The sequence below is a fragment of the Protofrankia sp. CiP1_Cm_nod2 genome (assembly GCF_920664355.1).
Taxonomy (GTDB): Bacteria; Actinomycetota; Actinomycetes; order Frankiales; family Frankiaceae; genus Protofrankia.
Window position 1 is genome coordinate 5,561 of sequence record NZ_CAKKTL010000062.1, and the last position, 18,234, is coordinate 23,794.

The 18,234-nt window shown below is 70.3% G+C and carries 14 protein-coding genes and 2 pseudogenes; 9 read left to right on the plus strand and 7 right to left on the minus strand.

The genetic code is table 11. The features are described 5' to 3' along the window. Positions 1–510: 510 nt before the first annotated feature. The 6 genes from glgC to NBW84_RS24190 all read left to right on the plus strand — a co-directional run bounded on the left by glgC (position 511) and on the right by NBW84_RS24190 (position 8,693). Positions 511–1,755, plus strand: coding sequence for a glucose-1-phosphate adenylyltransferase (gene glgC / locus NBW84_RS09320; RefSeq protein WP_250283662.1), 1,245 nt, complete (start codon positions 511–513; stop codon positions 1,753–1,755). Between the two features lie 177 nt (positions 1,756–1,932). After that, complete coding sequence (gene glgA / locus NBW84_RS09325) at positions 1,933–3,108, plus strand: glycogen synthase (RefSeq protein ID WP_250283664.1); 1,176 nt, start codon at positions 1,933–1,935, stop codon at positions 3,106–3,108. Positions 3,109–3,211: 103 nt separating this feature from the next. After that, positions 3,212–3,799 carry a DUF1353 domain-containing protein gene (locus NBW84_RS09330; RefSeq protein WP_250283666.1) on the plus strand — a complete coding sequence of 196 codons (588 nt, stop codon included), beginning with the start codon at positions 3,212–3,214 and terminating at the stop codon, positions 3,797–3,799. 133 nt (positions 3,800–3,932) lie between these two features. After that, complete coding sequence (locus NBW84_RS09335; RefSeq protein WP_250283668.1) at positions 3,933–4,928, plus strand: metallophosphoesterase; 996 nt, start codon at positions 3,933–3,935, stop codon at positions 4,926–4,928. Positions 4,929–5,146: 218 nt separating this feature from the next. After that, a complete protein-coding gene (locus tag NBW84_RS09340; protein WP_250283670.1) occupies positions 5,147–6,157 on the plus strand; it encodes a DUF2889 domain-containing protein in 1,011 nt (336 codons plus the stop codon). 169 nt (positions 6,158–6,326) lie between these two features. Next, positions 6,327–8,693 carry a lamin tail domain-containing protein gene (locus NBW84_RS24190; protein WP_445548212.1) on the plus strand — a complete coding sequence of 789 codons (2,367 nt, stop codon included), beginning with the start codon at positions 6,327–6,329 and terminating at the stop codon, positions 8,691–8,693. A gap of 392 nt (positions 8,694–9,085) precedes the next feature. Here NBW84_RS24190 and NBW84_RS09360 read toward each other — a convergent pair whose 3' ends face one another. Then, complete coding sequence (locus NBW84_RS09360) at positions 9,086–9,628, minus strand: NUDIX hydrolase (RefSeq protein WP_445548211.1); 543 nt, start codon at positions 9,626–9,628, stop codon at positions 9,086–9,088. A gap of 5 nt (positions 9,629–9,633) precedes the next feature. Beyond that, positions 9,634–9,768 (minus strand): annotated as a pseudogene (locus tag NBW84_RS24195) (adenosylhomocysteinase); the annotation flags it as partial. A gap of 155 nt (positions 9,769–9,923) precedes the next feature. Between NBW84_RS24195 and NBW84_RS09365 the strand changes: the two are divergent. Further along, positions 9,924–10,091, plus strand: coding sequence for a hypothetical protein (locus tag NBW84_RS09365; protein ID WP_250283674.1), 168 nt, complete (start codon positions 9,924–9,926; stop codon positions 10,089–10,091). Positions 10,092–10,118: 27 nt separating this feature from the next. Here the strand turns inward: NBW84_RS09365 and NBW84_RS09370 are convergent. The 4 genes and pseudogenes from NBW84_RS09370 to NBW84_RS09385 form a co-directional block, all read right to left on the minus strand. Next, positions 10,119–10,306: pseudogene (locus tag NBW84_RS09370) on the minus strand (IS982 family transposase); the annotation flags it as partial. 15 nt (positions 10,307–10,321) lie between these two features. Continuing rightward, positions 10,322–10,480, minus strand: a complete 159-nt coding sequence (locus NBW84_RS09375) for a hypothetical protein (protein WP_157180533.1) — start codon at positions 10,478–10,480, stop codon at positions 10,322–10,324. A 283-nt stretch (positions 10,481–10,763) separates the two neighbouring features. Beyond that, entirely contained in the window at positions 10,764–11,708 is a 945-nt protein-coding gene (locus NBW84_RS09380; RefSeq protein ID WP_250283676.1) for a ParA family protein, read from the minus strand. A 185-nt stretch (positions 11,709–11,893) separates the two neighbouring features. Beyond that, positions 11,894–14,515: an ATP-binding cassette domain-containing protein gene (locus NBW84_RS09385; RefSeq protein ID WP_250283678.1), complete on the minus strand. Its 2,622-nt coding sequence runs from the start codon at positions 14,513–14,515 to the stop codon at positions 11,894–11,896. A 579-nt stretch (positions 14,516–15,094) separates the two neighbouring features. Here NBW84_RS09385 and NBW84_RS09390 point away from each other — a divergent pair. Further along, positions 15,095–16,153, plus strand: a complete 1,059-nt coding sequence (locus tag NBW84_RS09390; RefSeq protein WP_250283680.1) for a hypothetical protein — start codon at positions 15,095–15,097, stop codon at positions 16,151–16,153. A gap of 155 nt (positions 16,154–16,308) precedes the next feature. Here NBW84_RS09390 and NBW84_RS09395 read toward each other — a convergent pair whose 3' ends face one another. Next, positions 16,309–16,875: a Uma2 family endonuclease gene (locus tag NBW84_RS09395; RefSeq protein WP_445548677.1), complete on the minus strand. Its 567-nt coding sequence runs from the start codon at positions 16,873–16,875 to the stop codon at positions 16,309–16,311. A 236-nt stretch (positions 16,876–17,111) separates the two neighbouring features. Between NBW84_RS09395 and NBW84_RS09400 the strand changes: the two genes are divergently transcribed. Continuing rightward, on the plus strand, positions 17,112–18,234 hold a 1,123-nt coding region (locus NBW84_RS09400), incomplete at its 3' end, for a TM0106 family RecB-like putative nuclease (RefSeq protein WP_250283682.1).

Here is an 18,234-nt window from a genome sequence, read left to right on the forward strand (position 1 = left end):
TCCAACCGGCCGTCCTTTTCAACCGACAGCAGCCACCTGCGACCGTCCGCAGGCGGCCAGGGCGCCGCCGGAACCGGAGCATGCCGCGGGCGGCCCGGCACCTGAGACGACCTGGCGCACGGGCAGCCCGGCCACCTGGATGGACGCCGGCAACAGGCCCGTGTCCCGGCGTCCAGCGGGATGATCCTTGTCACGGGCGCCGGGGGCGGCCCGGCTATCGGGGCTGCGGTAAACAGAGGGTGATGCGCCGGGTGGCAGTCCGCCCCGCCGGGCGGTCCGGCTACCGGGCGGCGGTAAACCCGGCGGTGGCAGGTCGTCGCGGATTTACGGTCCGGAGCCCGAATTCCACTACCCGCTGTTAGGCTTCGGCATTGTCGGCCTGGCCGAACGCGGTCGCGCCCGACCGGTCGATGACGACACAGCGCAGTCACTCACCGCAATCACACTGTGCTATCTGAACCATTAGCAACCAAGCAGTTACAAGCATCGGCGTCACCCTGGAGGTCTGGGATGTCACGACCACGACCACGAGTGCTGGGTGTCGTGCTGGCCGGAGGTGAGGGCAAGCGGCTCGCGCCACTCACCGCCGACCGGGCCAAGCCGGCCGTCCCCTTCGGCGGCCTCTACCGGCTGATCGACTTCGTCCTGTCGAACCTGGCCAACGCCGGCTACCTGCGGATCTGCGTGCTCACCCAGTACAAGAGCCACAGCCTGGACCGCCACATCACCACCACCTGGCGGATGAGCAACCTGCTCGGCAACTACATCACCCCGGTACCGGCCCAGCAGCGGCTCGGCCCCCGCTGGTACACCGGGTCCGCGGACGCCATCCACCAGTCCCTCAACCTCGTCTACGACGACCAGCCGGACATCGTGGTCGTCTTCGGCGCCGACCACGTCTACCGGATGGACCCGCGGCAGATGGTCGACCAGCACCTGACCAGCGGAGCCGGCGTCACCGTCGCCGGCCTGCGCGTCCCGCGGGCCGACGGCACGCAGCTCGGCGTGATCCGCCCCGGCGCGGACGGTTACACCATCGACGCCTTCCTGGAGAAGCCCGCCGACCCGCCCGGCCTGCCGGACAGCCCCGAGCAGACGTACGCGTCCATGGGCAACTACGTCTTCTCGACGGACGTCCTGATAGACGCGCTGCGGGCCGACGCGGACGACGACACCAGCGTCCACGACATGGGCGGGAACATCATCCCGATGCTCGCCAAGGCCGGCATGGCGCATGTCTACGACTTCTCCGCCAACGACGTTCCCGGAGCCAACGACCGGGACCGCGGCTACTGGCGTGACGTCGGCACCCTGGACTCCTACTTCGACGCGCAGATGGACCTGTGCGCGGTCGACCCGGTGTTCAACCTGTACAACCGGAACTGGCCCATCCTGACCAACGTCCCGTCCCTGCCGCCGGCGAAGTTCGTCCACGAGCACCCGGACCGGACCGGCACGGCCGTCAACAGCATCGTCAGCAACGGCGTGATCATTTCTGGCGGCCTGGTGCGCCACTCGGTGCTGTCGCCGGGCGTGCGGGTGAACTCGTGGGCGCAGGTCGAGAACGCGGTCGTCATGCACAACACGGTGATCGGACGACGGGCCGTGGTCCGCGACGCCGTCCTCGACAAGAACGTGATCGTGCCCGAGGGCGCCGAGGTCGGGGTGGACAAGGAGCACGACCGCGCCCGCGGGTTCGCCGTGAGCCCGGAGGGCGTGACCGTCGTCGGGAAGGGCGTCACGATCACCTGCTGACAGCCGGGCCGGGCCCGTCGACGGTGGGCTGGCGGGCCGGGCTCCGAACGGGGCCCCAGGCTTCAGCCGGCTCCGCGGGCCTCAGCCAGCTCCGGCCGGCTCCGGCCGGGCTCCAGCCGGGCTCCAGGCGCCGGCCCGGCGATCACCAACCACAGGTCACCAACCACAAGGGCGGGCATGCGCGTTTCACTGCTGACCAGGGAGTACCCACCGGAGGTCTACGGCGGCGCGGGGGTGCACGTCGAGTACCTCGCCCGCGAGCTGGCCCACCTGGTGGACCTGGCCGTGCACTGCCAGGGCGCCGACCGGCCGAGCCCGGACGGCATCGCGGTGCGCGCGCACCGGCCCTGGGACCTGCTCGCGGACGCCGGGGAGGCGCTGCGGACGGTGTCGGCCGACCTGTCCGCCACCGCCGCCGTCGCGGGCGCCGACCTGGTGCACTCGCACACCTGGTACGCCAACCTCGGCGGGCACCTGGCGTCCCTGCTGTACGGGATCCCGCACGTGATGACCTCGCACTCCCTTGAGCCGCTGCGGCCGTGGAAGGCCGAGCAGCTCGGTGGCGGCTACGCGCTGTCATCGTGGTGTGAGCGGGTCGCCATCGAGTCGGCAGCGGCCGTCATCGCGGTGAGCGGGGGCATGCGGGCGGACGTCCTGTCGGCCTATCCGGCGGTCGACCCGGCCCGGGTGCACGTCATCGGCAACGGGATCGACACCGACGAGTACGCCCCGGATCCGGGCACCGACGTCCTCGCCCGCCACGGCGTCGACCCGCAGCAGCCGTCGGTGGTGTTCGTCGGGCGGATCACCCGGCAGAAGGGCCTGCCGGTGCTGCTGAAGGCGGCGGCCGGGCTCGACCCGCGGGCCCAGCTCGTGCTCTGCGCGGGCGCGCCCGACACCGACGACCTGCTCGCGGAGGTGACCGCGCAGGTCGACCAGCTGCGCGACACCCGCAAGGGCGTCGTGTGGCTCCCGGGGATGCTGTCCAAACCCGAGGTCATCCAGCTCCTGACGCACGCGGCCGTCTTCGTCTGCCCGTCGGTGTACGAGCCGCTGGGGATCGTCAACCTCGAGGCCATGGCCTGCGGGACGGCCGTGGTCGCCTCCCGGGTCGGTGGCATCCCCGAGGTCGTCGACGATCGTGTGACCGGGCTGCTCGTCCCGCCCGAGGACCCCGCGGCGCTCGCCGAAGCCGTCAACACGCTGCTGGGCGACCCGGCGCGCGCGGACGCGATGGGCCGCCGGGGCCGGGACCGGGCCGTCGCAGAGTTCGGCTGGCAGGCCGTGGCGGAGCGGACCGCCCGCCTGTACGAGTCGGTCCTCTCCCCTGCCCGGCTCCGGCCGTCCTCCTGATCCCGCAGCCGTCCCTCGCTCCGGTCGTCCTCCTGGCTCCGGCTATCGTCCGGGGCCTGCCCGTCCTCGCCCCCACCGCCGCGGAACGAACGACGAGGGACACATGCCCTTTCTCAGTGACAGGATCGCCGTCGAAGAGATCGACGACATCCGTTGGCGCCTGCTGGAACCCGTCAGCTACGAGGGCAAGAAACAGGTCTTCACCGTGCCGACGGGGTTTACGACCGACTTCGCGTCGGTCCCACGCTTCCTCACCTGGCTGGTACCCACATACGGGCGTTACACCAAGGCGGCCATCCTGCACGACTGGCTGTGGAAACTGGCCGACGCCGGCGACTTCGACCGCGCCGACGCGGACGGGATCTTCCGCCGGGCAATGCGTGAGCTCGATGTGGCCTTCTTACGGCGGTGGCTGATGTGGGCGGCGGTGCGACTCGCCGGCGTCCGGAAATCGGGGCTGTCCACGCTGTGGCGCCCGGGGTTCGGGCAGCTCGCCGCGCTCGTCGCCGTCGCCCTTCCCGGTTTTCTCTTCGTCCTGGTTCCCGGCTGCGTCGTCCTCGCCGCGCTCTTCGTCTTCTATCTCGCCGAATCCATCGCCTTCCTGATCCTGAAAATCGGCAGCCGGCGGGCACCGACCGGAAAGCCGGTGAAAAAGGTCAACCCTCCGTCATTCCGGTGGACGCCGTCGTGAACGATCCCGCATCTTCCACGGGCCGGTGCCGAGCGGCCCGTGGATGTCAGCGCACTGCGTTTGTCGACCAGGCGTCGCCCGGTGGCTGAACTGTCGTCACCGGCCGGTGGTCGAAGGTGTCGAGAGTCATCGCATGCGACGACACCTGTTAGCAGTGGCGCTTGCCGCGACCGTTGCGGCCGCGGGACTCGTCCCGGCCGGTACCGCCATCGCCGCGCCCGGCAACCCCGGCAACCCCGGCCCTGCCGGCCCCGACGGGCCCGCGGTCACCTTCGCCCTGCTGGGCGACACTCCTTACGGCGACGCCCAGCGCGCCGTCCTCCCGCGCCTGGTCGACACCGTCAACGCCGACGCGGACATACGCTTCGTGCTGCACGCCGGTGACGTCAAGAACGGCTCGTCCACCTGTGACGACGCCCGTTTCGCCGATCTGGCACAGCTCTTCGGCACGTTCGACGATCCGTTCGTGCTGACACCCGGCGACAACGAATGGACCGACTGCCACCGTACGGCCGCCGGCGGATACCTGCCCACCGAGCGCCTGGAGGCGGTTCGCCGGGCGTTCTTCCCGGAACCGGGCCGTACCCTCGGCCGTCACCAGCTGCGGGTGGCGACACAGGCCTCCGACCAACGCCACCGCGAGTACCGCGAAAACGTGCTCTTCACCCGGAACCGGATCGTCTTCGCCACCGTGCACGTCGTCGGCAGCGAGAACGATCTGGCACCGTGGTCACAGCTGCCCGGCGGGGACCGGCCGGACCTGCGGCTGGCCGAGTTCGAGGCACGCAGGGCCGCCGCACTCGACTGGATCGACACCGCTTTTGCCACCGCCGAGCGCACCCACGCTCCCGGCGTGCTCCTGTTGATGCAGGCCGAGCCCACCGAGACCCCGGGCTTCACCGAGATCCGCCGACGTATCGCCGAACGGTCGCGCGGATACGGCAAGCCGGTCCTGCTCGTGCACGGCGACGAGCACATCTACGAGGTGGAACCCGCCTACGCCGGAGTACCCAACCTGACCCGGCTGGAGACCTTCGGCGACACCGCCACGCAGTGGTTGCGGGTCACCGCCAACCCACGCACGCCGGGCGTCTTCTCGTGGACGACGCGGACGGTGCCGTCCACCTGACGGACCGGCCGACAGGCGGGCGGGCGGCGGGCCCGGCGGATCCGGAGAGCCCCGGTCCCTGGCCTGCTCGGTGGTTCGAAGAACCGTGGTTCGAAGAACCATCGAGCAACAGGCCGGCAACCGCGGAGATGACACGGAGGACGTGACGTTGCCAACTTCCCTGCTCCGGACAGGCTGCCACAGAGCCATCGGCGGTTCGGAGTGTAACCCTTGGAAGGGTGACGACGACTGCTCTCCAGTGGCTCTCCCCCGCCGGACCGACCACCGGTACACCGCCGCGTGTCCCGGGCTCGGTGCGTCGTACCAGCACAGTTGACGTCCTGTGCCCGGGCGACACCGAAAGCCCGGTGGTGATCGTCGGCCGAGCACGCGACCTGCGCACCGTCGGGGAGCGGACGGGAACGGACAGCGACGCCCAGGTCGTGGCCGAGGCCGGCGTCCGGGTCACGATCGACTATTTCGGCGACCGGACGGTCACCGCGATCGAGTGTGACCCGGCGGTGGCCGGCAGTGACGCGCTGCTGGGCGCCCGGGCCGGTTCGGGCTTCCGTACCGCGCTGGACCGGGCCGTGCCCGAGCTGACCGTCGGGGGCACCCTGCCCGGGCTGCTCCTCGACGAGGTGCCCGTGGTCACGCTGATCTCAGGCTCGATGATCGCCCGCATCGTCGGAACGCCGTTCACCGACGTCCGCATGCCCCCGGTCGACGTCTGCGCCGGCTGGGTGGCCGGCGGCGGGCTGGACATCGCCAACCGTGAGGATCCGTCCGCCCTCATGGGCCACGGGCCGAACGCACCCAGGCTGGACGACGACAGTGATCCACTGGGCTGGCACGCCGCACCGCCACTGCCACCCGGCAGCGTCCGGCGGCGGCGCAGGATCGACGTGACACCCGGGCCGCGGCCGGGCGAGGCCGTGGTGGACGCGTTCTTCCGGGACATCTACCGCGACCTGGACGGCTCGGAAGCAATCGTGCACGAGTACGCCGTCGACGCCACGATCGACCTCGCCACCGCGACGGTCCGCGCGGCTCAGGCGACACCCCGCGTCCTGCCGGGCCCGCAGTGCCCGTCCGCCGGGGCGAGCGTCAGCCGTGTCCTCGGCCAGCGCCTGGCCGGGCTGCGCCACGGGCTGCGCTCCTCCATGACCGGGCCGACGACCTGCACCCACCTCACCGACCAGCTCCGCGCGCTCGCCGACGTCCACGCCCTGCTCCCGCTGCTGGCCTGACCGTCACGTCAGAAATTCACGCATCCGTTCACCGACCGTCGCCTTTACCTGATGGTAATCAACACCGTCCACTCGATAGAGATGACGGGCTCGTGTCGCTGTCCACGCACTGTCGGCCAGGAGCCCGTTCATGGATCATTCTTGCCCTTCGCCACGTGGTCGGTCCTTCGTGCGGCGCCTGCTGCTGCCCGTACTCGCCGTAACCATGGCCGGCGGCTTCACCGGGATTGTCGCGGCCCCGGCCTTCTCGGCCTCGCCCGACGTGGTGATCAGCGAGGTTTACGGCGGCGGCGGCAACAGCGGCGCGCCGTATCTCAACGACTTCGTGGAGCTGTACAACCGGGGCACCACGGCGGTCAGCGTTGCCGGCTGGTCCACGCAGTACGCGTCCGCGTCCGGTACGAACTATCTCGTCACCGCGTTGTCCGGCACGATCCAGCCCGGCGCCAGGTATCTGGTCAGGCTCGGCTCCGGCGGCAGCCAGGGCGCCGCGCTGCCCACCCCGGACGCGACCGGCACGACGAACCTGTCGGCCACCTCCGGCAAGGTCGCGCTCGTCACCAGCACCACCGCCCTGACCTGCGGCGGCAACTGCGACACCGCGCCGGGGGTGAAGGACTTCGTCGGCTACGGCGGCGCGAACGACTACGAGACCTCCCCGGCCCAGGCCCTGTCCAACACCACCTCGGCGACCAGGTCGAACCCGGCTACCGACAGCGACAACAACGCGAGCGACTTCGCCAAGGTCAGCCCCACCCCGCAGAACTCCCAGGGTGGCGGGGGCGGCGGCTGCGCCGGCTACACCACCCGCATCCGGGACGTCCAGGGCAGCGCGCACATCTCCCCACGTAACGGCCAGCCGGTGTCCGACGTGCGCGGTGTGGTCACCGCGGTGACGGGCAACGGCTTCTGGTACCAGGACCCGTGCCCGGACGCGAACGACGCCACCTCCGAAGGCCTGTTCGTGTACACCTCCAGCGCGCCCACGGCCACCGTCGGCCAGGAGGTCGCGGTCGGCGGGACCGTCTCGGAGTACCGGCCGGGCGGGTCGGGCAGCACGAACCTGACCACCACGGAGATCACTTCACCGTCCGTCTCCGTACTGGGCACCCGGGCCGTCCCGGCGGTGGCCGTCATCGGCACCGGCGGCCGGGTACCACCGGCCACAGTGATCGACAACGACGCCACGGGCAGCGTCGAGACCTCGGGCACCTTCGACCCCGCCACCGACGGCATCGACTTCTACGAGTCCCTGGAGGGCATGCGCGTCCAGGTGAACAACCCGGTGGCGGTGGGCCCGGCCAACAGCTACAACGAGATCCCGGTGCTCGGTGACGACGGCGCGAACGCGTCCGTGCGCACCACCCGCGGCGGCATCGTGACCCGCCAGACCGACGCCAACCCGGAACGGATCATCCTGGACGACGCCGCGCTGGCCGGCTCCACGCCCGCCGGGGTGAACGTGGGCGACCACTTCTCCGGCCCGGCGGCCGGCGTCCTCGACTACTCCTTCGGCAACTTCAAACTGCTGCTGACCAGCGCGATCAGCCGAGTGGCGGGCGGGCTCACAGCGGAGAGCACCGGTGGGCCGGGCGCCGGGCAGATCTCGGTCGCCACGTTCAACGTGGAGAACCTCGACCCGTCCGACCCGCAGAGCAAGTTCGACGGGCTGGCGCACCAGATCGTGACCAGCCTGGCCGCGCCGGGGATCATCACCGTCGAGGAGGTCCAGGACAACGACGGGGCGACCAACAGCTCGGTGGTGGCCGCCGACCAGACCTGGACCAGGCTGATCAACGCGATCGGTGCCGCGGGCGGGCCGGCCTATACCTACCAGCAGATCAGCCCGGTGGACGATCAGGACGGCGGCGAGCCCGGCGGCAACATCCGCGTCGGTTTCCTGTTCCGCACCGACATCGGGCTCACCTTCGCCCCCGGCACACCCGGCGGCTCCACCACCGCGGTGGCCGTCTCCGACAGCGGCAGCCCCGCCGACCGGGTGAACCTCAGTGTCAACCCCGGCCGGATCGACCCGACCAACTCGGCCTTCAACGCCAGCCGCAAGCCGCTGGTCGGCAAGTTCTCCTTCAACTCCAAGCCACTGTTCGTGATCGCCAACCACTGGAACTCCAAGGGCGGTGACGACCCGCTGTTCGGCCGCTACCAGCCACCGGCCCTCGCCAGCGAGACGCAGCGCAACCAGCAGGCGACGGTGGTGCGGAACTTCGTCCAGTCGATCCTGGCGATCGACAGCCAGGCACGGATCGTGGTGGCCGGCGACCTGAACGACTTCCCCTACTCGGCGCCGGTGCAGACCCTGACCAGCGCCGGCCTGACCGACCTGCCGGCCACCCTGGCCGACGCCGAGCGCTACACCTACGTCTACGAGGGCAACTCGCAGGTCCTCGACCACATCCTGCTCTCCACCGCGCTGGCCGGCGCCGCGCACAGCTACGACGTGGTCCACGTGAACTCCGAGTTCGCCACCCAACAAAGCGACCACGACCCCCAGGTAGCCCACCTCACCCTGCCCTGAGTTTCCGCACCCCGGCGTTTCTCCGCAGCAGGACCTGGTGCCGGTCACCGTACATGGCGGCCGGCACCTCCGAGTCGGCACTCCCAAACAAAAGCGATCATGTTAACGAGTACGTAAGTGGCTGCCCCAGCAACCACTTACACACTCGTTCCGGCGCGGGAGTGCGGTGGGGATAGATCTACAGAATCGATCATGATGCCGTCCGTCGCGACCTCCCTGGCCAGCCCGACGGTCATGGCGCCCCTGGATGCGGCGTATTGGGCTGTCAGGTCCTTTGCGCAGGCAGTGGGGTCGTGCGCCGTTCAGGGATGTGAGGCGCGTGGGTGGCGGCGATGGAGGCTCGCCCCCCCGTTGCGTCCGGAACCGGATGCGCCGGGGCGGGCGGCCGGGCGTCAGCGAAGGGTTTCGGCGATGCGCTGTCGCAGTGTCGCGTCACCGAGGTTGTCGATGGTGCGCCAGGCCGCGTCGGTGACCTCCTCGGTCTGAAGCTGGTGAACGTCGGCGGTGGTGCGGAAGAGGAACCGGACGTCGACGTGCCGGTGCTCCGGCTCGCCCTTGGCGTCGTTGGCGGGGATGGGGTGGACGTCGATGTGGATGGGGTGGACGTCCGCGGGGGTGACCGCGTTGGTGGGGATGCCGGTTTCCTCGGCGAGTTCGCGTAGGGCTGCTTCCAGTAGCGAGGTGTCCTGGGTCTCCAGGTGGCCGCCGGGCAGGAGCCACGTGTCGAGTGCTCGGTGGTGGATGTGCAGGATGCGTCCGTCGGCGTCGGCGAGGATCGCGCCGGCGGTCGCGTGGCCGCGGAACTCCCCGCGGGAGGTGAGGTCGGCGCCGGTGTCGAGGAGGTCGAGAACGGGCGCGAGGCCGGGTTTCTCCTCGGGGTGGGTGTCGAGGTAGGTGGTCAGGGTGGCGCGGATGTGGTCTGCCGTGATGGCCAAGTTGATCACCTGTTGAAGTAGGAGAGCCAGATAGCCGCGATCGCGGCGCGGTCGGCGGCGGGAACCTCGTGCATACCGGGAGTGAGATCGCCGCGGGTGAGCATCCTGATCCCGGCGAGTATCTCGGCTTGGACCAGGTAGGCGTCCCCCGACTCGCAGGATCACGGCGCTCGCTACGGCCGCTCGAACTCCCCGGCCCTCGCGCCGCCCAGGAAGGCATCCCACTCACGCGGTCGCGATACAGCTCATCAAGCAGCTGCCCTTCCCCATCACCGCTCCTCCCCAGACCCCACACGTGTGGCGGGACGACTACACCCCGGAGACGGACGACCTCACCTCGCCCCGGCCGATCCCCGAGGAACTGCAGAAGCAGAACTGGTCACCCGGGCCGTACGACCAGGGGCTCATCGACGCGCTGCGGGCCAAGCTGGCGGCCGACCACCCGTCGGTGACGAGCCTCTAGACGAGTAGGTCCGAACGGTTGGGTCGGTCAGTGGCCGTAGGCGATCAATGATCGGGTGACGGGCGCGGCGGTCTTGTTGTTGTGCCAGATCGCCGCGGCCATCGCCAGTAGCCGCTGGCGACCCGGATCGCGACGCCCTCGAAGGTTCGGCCGCCGTGTTGTTCCAGGTCAGGCTGCCCTTTGAGGGTGTCGTTGACCGACTCGACCAGGTGTCGGCGCGCGCCCACACCTCACCCTGCCGCACGCCGCAGGTCCTCCAGCCTGGCATACTCGGCCGCCAGGTAGTCCGGGGTGACGCCCAGGGCGGCGTTGCGCTGCTGCTGGCGGGCGAACCGGACGGTCCAGATCGACTCGGCCAGCATCTTGTCCACCCACGCCGACAGCGTCATCCCGGCGGACACGGCCGACGGAAAGATGTTTCGTAGTGTTTTGTCATAAAGTTTCATTGAATTTAAGAATGATGCGGATGAAGCACCCGTAGCGGCTGGTTCCGGGGCTGTCGAGGCAGGACGAACGATCCGGGGTCGGGCCGATGCCCGACAGGCCTGTCGTGGACGTCGTAGACATCGGGGGCGTCATGGCCTGCCAGGCGCGCCTGGTTCGCGGGCGGCTACCGCGGTTGGCGTGATCGGGCGTGATCGGGTATGTGTCCGTTGCGCTCGTGGGCATGTCCTACGAAGGCACGTCCCGCGGCTCCGAAGAAGACGACCCCGAAGAAGGCGGCGAAGAGGGCCGCGATGACGGGACGGTGTCCTCGACGGCGGCTATGAACTCGGTGGCGAGGGAGGCCAGGGCGTCGTAGTGCCGGTGGTAGCCGTACCGCTGCCGCAGGGTGCCCCAGTCGTTGAACTCCGCCGCCTCCGCGATCTCCGTCGAGTCCGGGATCCGGGAGCTGAACACGCGCAGGCCGGTCTCCTTGCCGGAGCGGGCCAGGTAGTCGGCGGTCTGCCGGTGCAGCGAGACGTTCGCCCGGTACTTGCTGACGACCAGGCCGACGGCGGGGATGACCCGGCCCACGCTCGTGGCGAACTTCTGGATCCTGGACCGTATCTGCGGAATTCCGTACGTGGACATGACGTCCGGGATCGTCGGGACAATGTAGCCGTGCGAGATCCGCAGCCCGTTCAGGGTGAGCACGCTCAGGTTCGGCGGGCAGTCCACGAGGATGTAGTCGTAGTCGTCGGCGATCTTCTCGATCTGCCGGTGCAGCAGCTCCACCGGGTTGTGGCCGCCGACGGCGGCGGGCGGCCCGGCGGCCGACAGCAGCCTGTCCTGGAGGTCGATGAGGTCCAGCGAGGAGGCCAGCAGGTCGACCTGGGTGACGCTGGCCACCGGGGAGACATCCCGCTGCAACGCCTGGTGGACGTCGAAGAGGCCGCCGGCCGGGCCCGGGTCCACCGCGTCCCGGAAGAGCGTCGCGAGCGTCCGGCCGGAGTCGTTGAGCTCCTGCCAGCGCGCTTCGCCGATCATGAAGACGGTCAGGTTCGTCTGCGGGTCGAGATCGATGATCAGTACTCGCCTGCCGTGCTCCCCGGCCAGAATCTCCGCCAGGGCCGCGGTGATCGTCGTCTTGCCGACGCCTCCCTTGAGGTTGATCGTCGAGATGATGTGCGTCAACGTCGTTCCCCCGCCTACCCTCACCGGCGCGGGGCCGCCGCGGTGAGATCCGACCAGATGAACCGCCACGATAGCGCGCACCTCCGATCATGGTGACGGCCCGGGACGGGCTGACGAGCCCACAGCCGCGTCGCCGTCGTCCCTCCGGTCACGCGGGCGGCCTCCCCGGCCGCGGATCCGTCACCTCAGGATGACGGATCCGCGGTCGTCCTGCGCCGGCTCACCTTCGGCTCGATCCGACGGATCATGTACGCGGTCAGTACCAGTGCGGCGACGCCCACCCCCATCCCGGCGAGGATGTCGAGGAACCAGGTGGATCCGCTGTGCTCCCACAGCGGATCCGGCGGATCGCCCCGGGGCCCGACGCGGCCGAGCTTGGCGACCTCGTTGAGGTTGGCGGTCGAGCCCAGCGCGGCAAAGCCCCAGCGGGCCGGCGCGATCCAGCTCACCTGTTCGAGCACCGGCCGTCCCACCGCCGACACCAGGCCCCCGGAGAGCACGAGCTGGGCCATGGTGACCAGCACGAGCACGGGCATGGTCTTGTCGGCGTTGTCCACCAGCGTCGACACCAGCAGCCCGATCATCATCGATGACAGCGCCGCCACGACCACCGCGATCAGACACTCCCCGAGGGGCGAGCCGAGCAGTACCGCATCGGCCGGCAGGCGCCCGAGTAAACCGATCAGGGTGAACACCACGCACTGACAGGTGGTGATCGCGGTCAGAACCGCGATCTTCGAGCCGAGGTAGGCGGTGCGCGACAGGCCGATCGTGCGCTCCCGCCGGTAGATCGGCCGCTCCTTGACGATCTCGCGCACGGAGTTCGCCATCCCCATGAAGCACGCGCACAGCACGAGCACGACCAGCACCTTGGTCGCGTCCGGATTGGGCTCCCGCAACGGCGCCAGACCGTCCTTCGCCGGGATGACCCTTGGGATGATCCCGAGCAGGAACGGGAACGCGATGATCAGTCGCAGGTAGGAGCGGTCCGCGAACACGACCCGCAGGTACCGCCTGACCAGCGTCGAGAGCTGCGCCGTCACCGGCTGCTGGCGGATGCCGGGCAGCAGCGCCGGCGGGCGGCGCACGACCGGCGCGACAACGGCGGACGGGACGTAGTACTCGGACGCGCGGAAGCGGGCCGCGAGCACGTCGCCCGGGGTCGCCTCCAGCTCCCGGAAGACGGCCACGAACTCCTTGAAGTCCTTCTTGCCGAAGAAGCGCAGCGCACCCTCGCTCGGGCCGAAGTAGGCCACGTGGCCGCCGGGAGCGAGCACCAGCAGGTAGTCACAAAGATCAAGAAACAAAACACTGTGCGTGACCACGATCACCGTACGGCCCTCGCCGCCGGTAGCGGCGCCCGCGGCGGCACCGGCCGCGCCGTCGCTGCCGTGGGCGAGCCCGTGCAGCGCCTCCATCACCGACTGGTCGTTCGCCGGGTCAAGGCCGGAGGTGGGCTCGTCCAGGAACAGCAGGGTCGGGCGGGTCAGCAGCTCAAGAGCGACGCTGGTCCGCTTGCGCTGCCCGCCCGACAGCCGGCTCACCGGCGTGTCGGCATGGCCGTGCAGCCCGAGCTGGGAGATGACCTCCCGGACCCGGCTGCGCCGCTCCTCCACCGTCGTGTCCGCGGGGAAGCGCAGCTCGGCGCCGTACTCCAGGGCCTGGCGGACGGTGAGCTGACCGTGCAGCGGGTCGGCCTGCGGGACGTAGCCGATCCGGCGGCGCAGCTCGTCGTACTCGGCGTAGAGATCCCGACCGGCGTAGCGGACCACGCCGGCGTCTGCCGGGCGGAACCCGGTGAGCGCGTTGAGTAACGTCGACTTGCCCGCGCCGCTCGGGCCGACGACGCCGAGCAGCGACCGGGCCGGCAGCCGGAACGTGACGTCGTGCATGAGCTGCTTGGGGCCGGCCCACACCGACAGGCTCTTCACCTCGAAGGTGACGTCGCCGCCGTCGACGTACTCGACCAGCGTGCCGCCGTCGAGCTGGAACAGGTGGTGCCCGATCGCGATGACGTCACGCTGCGCCACGAACGCCTGGGCCACCCGCTGACCGTTGACGAACGTGCCGTTGGCCGACCCCAGATCGACGACCTCGACGGCGACGCCGGCAGCGTTATCACCTTCCATGATCTTACCGTTACCTTGATCGCCGACGATGGCACCACCGGCCCTGCTGCCGCCCACGCCGCTACCGCCCACGCCGCCGTCGACCCGGCGCTGCGGGCCGATCCGGAGCTGGGCATGGTGTCGAGAGGCCAGTAAGTCGTCCACGACCACGTCGTTGTCCTGGGAGCGGCCCAGCATCATCCGCCCGGGACGCAGCCGGTGGACCCTGCGGTCGTGGCCCACCACCTGATGTTGGGACGTTGACACGTCGTCGTCGGCCGCACCGCCCCGGAGCACCCGCCCGGCCCGCGGGCCGCTGGCGTCACCAGCGCCGGCCAGCGCGGTCAGCGGGTCGCCAGGCCGCTCCGTCCAGCCCGGCGGCTGCGGGTGAGGAGCGGAGCGCGGCACGAAAACGATCTCCGGCCCGTCCGCGGCGCCAAGGCGGATCCGGACCTGACCACCATGTGAGGTGACGTTGACGTTGCCCACCCGCCTGCCGTCACGCCACAGGCCGTTGGCGCTGGTGTCACGCACCAGCCAGCCGTCGGTGCCCGACTCCAGGATCAGATGCCGTCGGGACACGCGCCGGTCGACGACAACGACATCGGCCTGACGTGCCCGCCCGACCACATACGGCCCAGCCCCCGCGAGGACAACCTGCCCGTCCGGGGTGTCGACCTGCAGCGCGGTCCCATCCACCTGCTCATCTCCCCCCGCGGCCGGAGGTTGGCGGCCACCGGGCCAGTCGCTACCGGCGTCCTTCGCCGGAGCGATCATAACTGCCGCATCCGCACGGAATCGGGGGTTTCGACCGAACGGGCCGGCCGGCGACAACGCGGCCGGCGGCGGTGTGACCGGTGGTGCAACCAGCGACACGACGAGTGGCTCGACCAGCGCTCCGACGGCTCCGACGGCTCCGACGGTGGTCGTGACCAGCGGCAGGCCAGCGCGGAGGCGGTCGGATATCCGACATCGGATGCCGAGTGCCGGACGCCGCCTCGTCGGTGCCGCGGCCGCGCCGTCGTGTCGTCAGCGTCGTCCGTGTCATCACCTTCACTCGAGCGACGGCCTCCGCCTCGGAGATCATCCGGTGCCGCGGCATGTACGCTGTCCCCGTCCGGGGGAAAACTTCGGAAAAATTACGGAGCGGCCCCCTTGTCCGTACTGAAGCGTTTTCCTGTCCTGACGGCCGGAATTATCCTCTGTACGACGCTGGCCGGAATGGTCGTGTGGTCGCTGCCGGACCTGGCAGGCCGCCCGCCGGCACGGCAGCCGGCAGTGGCGTCGACCACCTCCGCAGCCGTCCCCGCAGCCGTCCCCGTCACCGCTCCTACCGGTGCGGCGCCAGCAGGCGGCGCGGCGGCCGGCGCGTCCGGCGGTGTGGAAAAAACCGGCGGCGCGAATACCGGCGGCGCGAATACCGGCGCGGCCAGGCCGCCCGGTTTCGGCCGGGCCGGCAAGCTTGTGTTCGGCCTCGGCCCCTCCCTCGACAGCGACTCGGCCTCACCCGTCGCCGACCAGCTGGGAATGTTCACGACCTGGTACAACAGCCCCAATGACTTCGGTTTTCTCACCGACTGGTCGAAGGACCTGATTCCGCGGGTCTACGCCGGTGGGCGCGCGATCCATCTCGTCGTGTGGCTCGGCGGGGCGGGCAGGGTCACCACCGTGCAGACCAGGTACGGGCCGGCCTGCGGGCGGGACTACCCCCTATCGTCGTCGTTCCTCAGCGACACCCGCCGGCTCGCCCAGATATTCGGCGGCGCGGCGGACGGGCCGCCGCTGTACGTCACACTGTTCACCGAACTGCAGACCTACCCGTGCAAGGCCAACACCTGGGCCGCCACCCCGGAGGTGACGAACTACTACCTCAAGCTCAAGGACCAGTACACCGCCGCCATGGGAATCTTCCGCTCGACAGCGCCGAACGCCCGGATCTCCCTCGGCTGGGGTGGCTGGCAGGCCCGCTGGGACGACCCCGGGAAGGGCGGCGGGAAATCACTGATCGGGTATTTCGACGACGTGCTGCGGCAGTCGGACTTCCAGAGCTTCCAGGCGATGGACTCGAAGAACAACGTCGACGACATCCGTGACATGACCCGAATCCTCGGGAAATACGGCCCGGTCATGGTCGCGCACTACAAACCCGACGACGGCTCGGCGGACACCTGGCACAACGATCTGCGGGCGGTTTTCACCGACGACTACATACGCCAGGTCACCGGCGCCGGCCTGTTCGCGTTCAGCCTGATGGACAGCGAACACCTGACCGCCGACACCGAATCCCTGCGGCTCGTCCGCGACGCCGCCACCCGCTACGGCACCCGAACCGGTTAGCGCACCGTCGCGCAGGTCTCCGCCGCCAGCCGGCCGCTGAAACACGATTCAGACATATCGAGATCAGAATCAGCCCGCATGATGCCGATGTCTGCCGCCGCGACCTGCCCCGCCCTACCAGGCGGTCATCGGCGCCGCCGATCGTCGGATCAGCGTCAGAGCCGGCCGAGGTCGAGCTTCACGGGGAAGGGTGCCGTGGTGTCGAGCACACCGACGAACACCTCCGCGTTCCGGTAGGTCCTGGTCGCCGGGTCGAGGACATGGGTGTACACCAGCGGAGCACCGGTGGCGGACCCCTCGATCCGCCAGTAGTAGGCAATGCCGGATCTGGCGTACTGGTCCGCCTTCACGATCCTGTCCGTGGTCTCCGAACCCGGCGAGACGATCTCCGCAATCAGCAGCACGTGCTCCGGACGGGTGGGCGTGACATCGATCGTGTCCGCGCGGTACACCACGACATCCGGACGCCGATTGGTCAGCGGCACGTCCTGCAGCCGGACGTCGAAGTCCGTATCGGCGTTCCAGTCCGCCCCGCCGGCCGTGTCCAGGGCATTCGCGAGGATCCGGGCCAGCCGGTTGTGCCGCATGGACGCGCTGGGGCTTACAACGATCATTCCATCCACGATCTCGATGCCCGCGCACTGGTCCTCGGACCAGGAGTCATACTGCTCCGCAGTGATCTGTTCGTGCATACATGCGGGAGCGACCATCTCCGCGGCCATGGCACACCTCCTGCGAACCCACGCGGCAGACCTGGGGCTGCCTGACGCCGGGACGTGCCTGACGCCGGGACGTGTCCGACGCCGCGCGCCGCTGGGATCAAGCATACCGTGAGCTCTGCGCGGTCCCCACGCTACGGCGGGGACCGCGCAGAGCACCCGGGAATCCGGGGCGAGGATGATGGCCACGGCGCTTTCCACGGGCCCGGCGGGCGATCCCGGGAACAGGGATCCGGGCGATGCGGAGGAGCATGCAGCGGTTCGAGGACCGGTGGGTGGTGTCGGCGAGCGACGTCGTCGACGCGCTCGAGTGCGGGCACCGGCTCGCGCTGTCGCACGCCCACGCGGCCGGGGTACGGCTGGACGACGACACCACCGGCGAGCCGATCACGGCCGGTGAAGCGGACGAACTGCTGGTCCGCCACGGTGACGCGCACGAACGGCGGTGGCTCGCGCACTTCGTCGGCATCTTCGGCGCCGACGCCGTCGCGATGATCGAACGCCCCGAGAGCGGTCTGGCCGCGCTGGAGGCCGCCCGGGAGCAGACCCGTGCGGCCGTCGCGGCCGGGGCCGCCGTTATCTACCAGGCGGTGCTCTTCGACGGCTCCTACCAGGGACGGCCCGACTTCCTGGTCGCCACGCACCTCGACCCGGTCACCGGCGCGCGCACCGGCGAGGCCGTGCCCGGCCGCTACGAGCCGTACGACGCCAAGCTCGCCCGGCACGCCCGTCCCGCGGCCGTGGTGCAGCTGGCCTCCTACGCCCGGGCGCTGCCGACGATCGGGGTGGCCGCCGCGCGGCGCATCCACCTGTTACTCGGCGACGGCCGGCTGGAGTCGCTGCGGGTCGAGGACGTCGCGCCCATGGTCGACCACGCCCGGGGCAGGCTGACCGCGCAGCTCGAGCACCCGCCCGCGGCCCCCCGGCCGTCCTGGGGCGATCCGCGGCCCGCCTGCGGGGCCTGCGCGTTCGCCGCCCACTGCGAGCGGGGCCGGGAAGCCGCCCGTGACCTGTCGCTGGTCGCCGGCCTGCGCACGGACCAGCGGCGCAAGCTGCGGGCCGCCGGCATCACCTCGGTCGAGGAGCTTGCCGCCGCGGGCGACGAGCGGCGCCCCGCCTCGATGGCGGCGGCGACGTTCGCCGGGCTGCGGCTCCAGGCACAGTTACAGATCATCCAGGACGCGACCCGCACCGACGAGGACCGGACCGGCACGGTGACCGTCCGGGTGGTCGCGCCCGACGGGCTCGCGTCCCTGCCGGCGCCGGATCCCGGCGATATCTACTTCGACATGGAGGGCGACCCGTACGCGCTGGACAACGCCGGTCTGGAGTACCTGTTCGGCGCCGTCACCCTCGACGTCT